We start from the raw sequence: 4,577 nt of genomic DNA on the forward strand, positions 1-4,577 counted from the left end.
GCTATGACAAACTCGCTGTCCGTTACCTGGCCACGGTCCGCGTCGCCGCAATCAACCTGTGGTTATCCGGCCACGGCTTATGAAACGCGGCCTAGTGGGGTGGTCAGGCGTCGACTCGATGCAGGCAGAACGACACCGGCGGCTGTTGATGCACGATGCTGACGGTCTGCTCGTGCTTGGCTCTCGCGTCGGCGCAGACGTCGTATCCGTCGCGGTCGACACGGGTATTCACCTGGTATGCCCCCGGTGTCGTACATGGTGCCTTCCGCAGGCGATATAGATGCGCATACTGGCTCTCCGGATCGGTGAAGCAGTCACCGATCCGGGCGTTGAGGTGGGTGCAGACTGAAAACGTGTCCTTCGACTTCGTCCCGCGAGAAGTCCAGCTGTATGCGAAATCAGCACATTCGGTCTTCTCGGCTGCGCGCACGACGATCAGCGCTGCCTCCGGGTCGCTGCACGCGCGATGCTGCAAGTCCCAGGAACGGTTCTTCTGTCCCTGGGTGAAATAGCCGCAGTCTCCCACTTTCATGGTGTCCTTCTTCGCCTGCCCACATCCCGCAGCGGCCGCCGCAGCGCAGGCGAGGACAGCGACGGTTATGGTTGCGTGCGAGCGAAACCTACGGCGCGAGGGTGCGTTTCGGAGGAGACGTGACATGGTGTCTACATTGTCACAAACATGCGACCGGTCGTGAATCATGTCCTCGCCGGGACGACCGCAGGCCTTCCACGAGGGCTGTGTGCAGACCTGCGCCGGTGACGACACGATCCTGTGCGCGACACGGACCCCGTAGTATTCGCCGATTCCCGGGCGGATATGGCGTAATCCCTGGTTAGCAATGGTTGCCCGCCGGGCCGGGTAAGCTGGCGAGTTCGCGCATGGCCTGCGGAGAGGGTTGGAAGTAGGCCTCTTATTACCTGGTGGCGCCGACTGGCGACCCCGCGTTCGGTGCGGGCCGGCACCGAGTACGCCCCTTGCGCGTTTGAGTTGAAAACTGCAGGGCGAGCGCTGGTTTCACGTCGCCTTGTCGGGGCTTGGGTCTACAGTCTCCTTGGCCGATTGCGGCAGGGGTTCGTGGAGCAAAGGGGTGTGCATGTGGGTAGACGTCGTCGTCGCTCGTCCGATGCCGGTGTGCTGGGTATGGCTGGGATCGCTGTGTTCGTCGTCGGGGTGCCGGCGGTGCAGTTCGCTCGCGACAACATCGCGGCCGTCATCACCGTGGTGATCGTGTTGCTCGCCGGGGTGGGTGCCGCGTTCTATGCCCGGTATTGGTTGCGGCGCCGGAGACCGTGGAGCCGATGTCATCGCGGTCACTGCCGATGGTCGGCGGTTGATCGTGCAGGCCAAGCGCTACAACATCAACCATGCGGTGGGTGACCGGGAGATGCAGCAGTTCGTCGGTAGCATCAGCACCTGGCACACCTACGACGTCGCGGTCCTGGTCACGACGTCGCGTTTCACCCGCTCGGCGCGTCAGACGGCCGAGCGTACTGGGATCCGGTTGGTGGACAACGTCACGCTGGCGAAGTGGAACGCGGGTGCGATCCCCGCGCCGTGGACATGAGCCGTGGCGCGGTAGCGAAATGGTGTCTGGTCACAGTAGTGCCTGCTCGTGGACGGCGTGGGTTTGCCGGGCCTTGTTCAGTCGGTGATCACCGAGATTCCGCTGATGGTGTGGTCGCCGCCGACGTTGGTGTCAGATCATGAGCTCGCTGCGGAGGCGGCAGCAGCAGGCAGTCAGCACGCGCGCCACGCACGACGGTGAAGATCGGCTGACCGGGACCAGCACATCTCACCGAAGTTCCCGCACCACCGTGGTCTCGATGCTGTGTCGGTGGGAGATGCGATTGTTCCGGAGACCGATTCGCCGCGGTGACCGGAGCGGCCGATATACCGGCCCGCCGGCATGCCGATAGACCCGAAGGACACAGCATGGCATGGGATTTCGACGTATCACCGTTCCGTGCCGAACCGGAGGCCGGGTCCTCGCCGGTACCCGAGCGGACCTGGTCTGGTGGCGATCTGTCGGTGCTACTGCAGATCGATGTCCACCACCGGCCGTTTCTTCGGGTTCCGGGTCTGGATCTCGATGGTGAGTCGGTGTGGGTGGCAGACGTCGAGCCCGGATACTCGGCCGTCGACCTGTGGGACCGGTTGCGCTGCCTGTATCCCGTGACGGGGTTCTGGCCGATCATCGCCACCGGCGACACTTTGGAGAATGTGGGCACTGCTGATTCGATGTGCACTGTGCCCGCGGGGACGACCGAGTTCGACGGTGACAGCCGGACCTGGCTGATCGACATATTGACTCGTGTCCAACGCGGCGGCGACGACACCGACGCGTTCCCTCGGGGTGAACAGGATTGGTCGGAAGCCGTGTTCGATCGCGTCGGTGAGGACTTCCGGTCGTTCCGGGTGGACCGATATCTGGGAGGCCGTGGGGTACGCCTATGACCGGATGCTGCTGGTGCCCGTCGCCCGGCCGTGGCTGGTCCCGGGACGGCTCGGGTGGATGGGAGCATGTAACTACGACGTCGGCTGGCGTGATCATGCGACGATCCTGCGGCGCTGGCAGGCATTGTGGAGGGTGGAACTGGTCGCGCTCGACCGCGACGTGATGTGGCTACGGCACCTCGAGCCCATCCCAGGGCGGGCCCCGGCACTGGAAGCCGCCCTCGAGGCGGCCCTCTATTGTCCTCACGTGGCCGATGAGGTCCCCTTCGACGAGGATGCCACGCTGGACAGGCTGGCGAAAACACTGCTGCAGCCGATGTGGCGGCCGTGGTGGGACTGACTACCGGGGACCACTATCGACCGACGCGATGCGCTCAGAGCGGTCCAGCCACACAATCGGTGCCTCCGAACACTCACTTTCGCGGTCCCAGCGTGGCGAACGCCGTTGTTCATGGACCTCAATATCTTTCTTGCACGTCATACGTAATCCATCCGGCTCGCCGTGAAGACGACCCACTGGCCTGACGGCCGGAACGGTTCGAACGATCGCTCCTCGGCAGGCGTGCCGATAGACCCGATGACTCCGGGCGCGGCGGGAATCCGCTGTCAGAGCCTTTCCAGCGGTGGGGAGCTGCCGTGTTGACGGATACCCTTCGGCAACCTCACAACTCGTTCGAAAGGCGAGCAATGATCTCGAACAATGTCGTCAAAACCGTCGTCGCCTCGACACTGCCGCTGATCGCCGCCACGGTCGTCGCCGGAGGCGCTTCCGCCGACGCCGGGCCGATGGCCGATGCGCAGGCCACGCCGATCGCCGGTATTCCGCTGGAGGAGCCTCAGGACGTCAAGACCAACCCGGGCGCCCAGTACCCCGATCCCGTGTTGAACGGCGCTGCTCTGGGCGCCGGTATCGGCTCGGCGGTCGGTTCGGCCACGGGTTCCGGTGGGCCGATCCTCGGTGGGCTGATCGGCGCCTTGGTCGGTGCGGTGAATCCCGACGTGGTCCCGCAGGTTCTTCCCTGAACTGACTAGGAGTGTCTCGAAGTCGAGCAGCAGTTGAGGGCGGGCGCGAGCCCGCCCTCAACTGTTACTGAGCCATAGATTGATGGCGGCGGCTGCGGTTGGTCGTTGGCCCGCGCCCAGACCACGAACTGCCGCCACTCACGAGTCTTTTCGCCGGTGAGGTCGGGGATGGTGGTGGCGACTCGCCCGTCGTCATCAGGCAAGTCGCTCGGGTCGTCATCAGGTTCGGTAGCCGAAATACGCGATTACCGGGATAGCCAGGACCACGGCCGCCGCCGCAATCGCGGGTACCGAGAGCAAGCAGTCCTGCGGCGACCGTATCGCGAAAGCCCCGAGGAACGGCAGCATCATCCGCAGGACACCGACAGTCGGCACCCTGATCTCCAGTGCCTCCGGCGCCCCCGGCGCGACCGGGACCCGGGGTGCCCCATGGCTGACGTTCAAAAGACGGATCAGGGCCAGCTTGCGGCGGGCCTCGAAGAACCAGTAGCTGAGCCAGAAGGCAATCAATACGGGCGCGACAGCCCCAACCGGTAGGTTGTCCATCGCCACCCACGTCCCCAGTAGCAGACCCACGACCAGGCCGATGGGGATACCGATCAAGAACTTTCGGAGCTGAGATCGTCCAAGCTTCTTCTCCGCATATGCCCTCCCGATCCGATCGGTCTCGGGATCGCCGGCAGGTTCGCCCCGCAGGAGTGCCTTCCGGGTGGAAGGGTCCAGATCCCTCCAGGTGTTTATACTTTCCCTCTTTCCGGACGGCCGACATCGCGGCCGATCCGTACAACATATCGTCGAGCTGGTCGGGCGGTATCCCCGCGATCCGCGCAAACAGCTCCTGCAGCACCGGAGTACGACTCCGATGCCCTATCGATTAATGGAAGGTCTCGAGGAGATCGCCCAGGATCTGGCGAAGCCCGCCGGCTGCGGTCCGAGCCGGCGGCGAGCACGACCATAGTCGTGATGGTGATGAGGCAGAAAGGCGGTGATGGGCGCGCCTGCACACCAGAGCGCGCCGCACTCTCAAGTTAATCGAGTTGGGGGGGCCCCAGCCTCCCCCCCCACCAAAAAAACCAAAAAAAAAAAAAAACAAATAAAC

General features: G+C 64.1%; 6 protein-coding genes. 4 read left to right on the plus strand and 2 right to left on the minus strand.

Annotated elements, in window-relative coordinates:
- Nucleotides 1–103 precede the first annotated feature (103 nt).
- On the minus strand, nt 104–532 hold the full coding sequence (locus AB0H42_RS35435) for a hypothetical protein (RefSeq protein WP_357064187.1): 429 nt from the start codon (nt 530–532) through the stop codon (nt 104–106).
- A 727-nt stretch (nt 533–1,259) separates the two neighbouring features.
- Here AB0H42_RS35435 and AB0H42_RS35440 point away from each other — a divergent pair.
- From AB0H42_RS35440 to AB0H42_RS35455, 4 genes are all read left to right on the plus strand, one after another.
- Nucleotides 1,260–1,565, plus strand: a complete 306-nt coding sequence (locus AB0H42_RS35440; RefSeq protein WP_357064190.1) for a restriction endonuclease — start codon at nt 1,260–1,262, stop codon at nt 1,563–1,565.
- A 368-nt stretch (nt 1,566–1,933) separates the two neighbouring features.
- A complete protein-coding gene (locus tag AB0H42_RS35445) occupies nt 1,934–2,455 on the plus strand; it encodes a hypothetical protein (protein WP_357064193.1) in 522 nt (173 codons plus the stop codon).
- On the plus strand, nt 2,439–2,795 hold the full coding sequence (locus AB0H42_RS35450; RefSeq protein ID WP_357064196.1) for a DUF4253 domain-containing protein: 357 nt from the start codon (nt 2,439–2,441) through the stop codon (nt 2,793–2,795). Before AB0H42_RS35445 ends, AB0H42_RS35450 begins: the two co-directional genes overlap by 17 nt.
- 347 nt (nt 2,796–3,142) lie before the next feature.
- Entirely contained in the window at nt 3,143–3,478 is a 336-nt protein-coding gene (locus AB0H42_RS35455) for a hypothetical protein (protein ID WP_030519308.1), read from the plus strand.
- Between the two features lie 219 nt (nt 3,479–3,697).
- Here AB0H42_RS35455 and AB0H42_RS35460 read toward each other — a convergent pair whose 3' ends face one another.
- Complete coding sequence (locus AB0H42_RS35460) at nt 3,698–4,081, minus strand: hypothetical protein (protein WP_357064199.1); 384 nt, start codon at nt 4,079–4,081, stop codon at nt 3,698–3,700.
- Nucleotides 4,082–4,577: the final 496 nt, after the last annotated feature.

The organism is Nocardia sp. NPDC050799 (genome assembly GCF_040654015.1).
In the GTDB taxonomy this organism is placed as follows: domain Bacteria; phylum Actinomycetota; class Actinomycetes; order Mycobacteriales; family Mycobacteriaceae; genus Nocardia.

Coding starts and splice junctions, on each gene's coding strand:
- AB0H42_RS35435 (WP_357064187.1), bottom strand. CDS start 532: ATGAAAGTGGGAGACTGCGGCTATTTCACCCAGGGACAGAAGAACCGT.
- AB0H42_RS35440 (WP_357064190.1), top strand. CDS start 1,260: ATGCCCGGTATTGGTTGCGGCGCCGGAGACCGTGGAGCCGATGTCATC.
- AB0H42_RS35445 (WP_357064193.1), top strand. CDS start 1,934: ATGGCATGGGATTTCGACGTATCACCGTTCCGTGCCGAACCGGAGGCC.
- AB0H42_RS35455 (WP_030519308.1), top strand. CDS start 3,143: ATGATCTCGAACAATGTCGTCAAAACCGTCGTCGCCTCGACACTGCCG.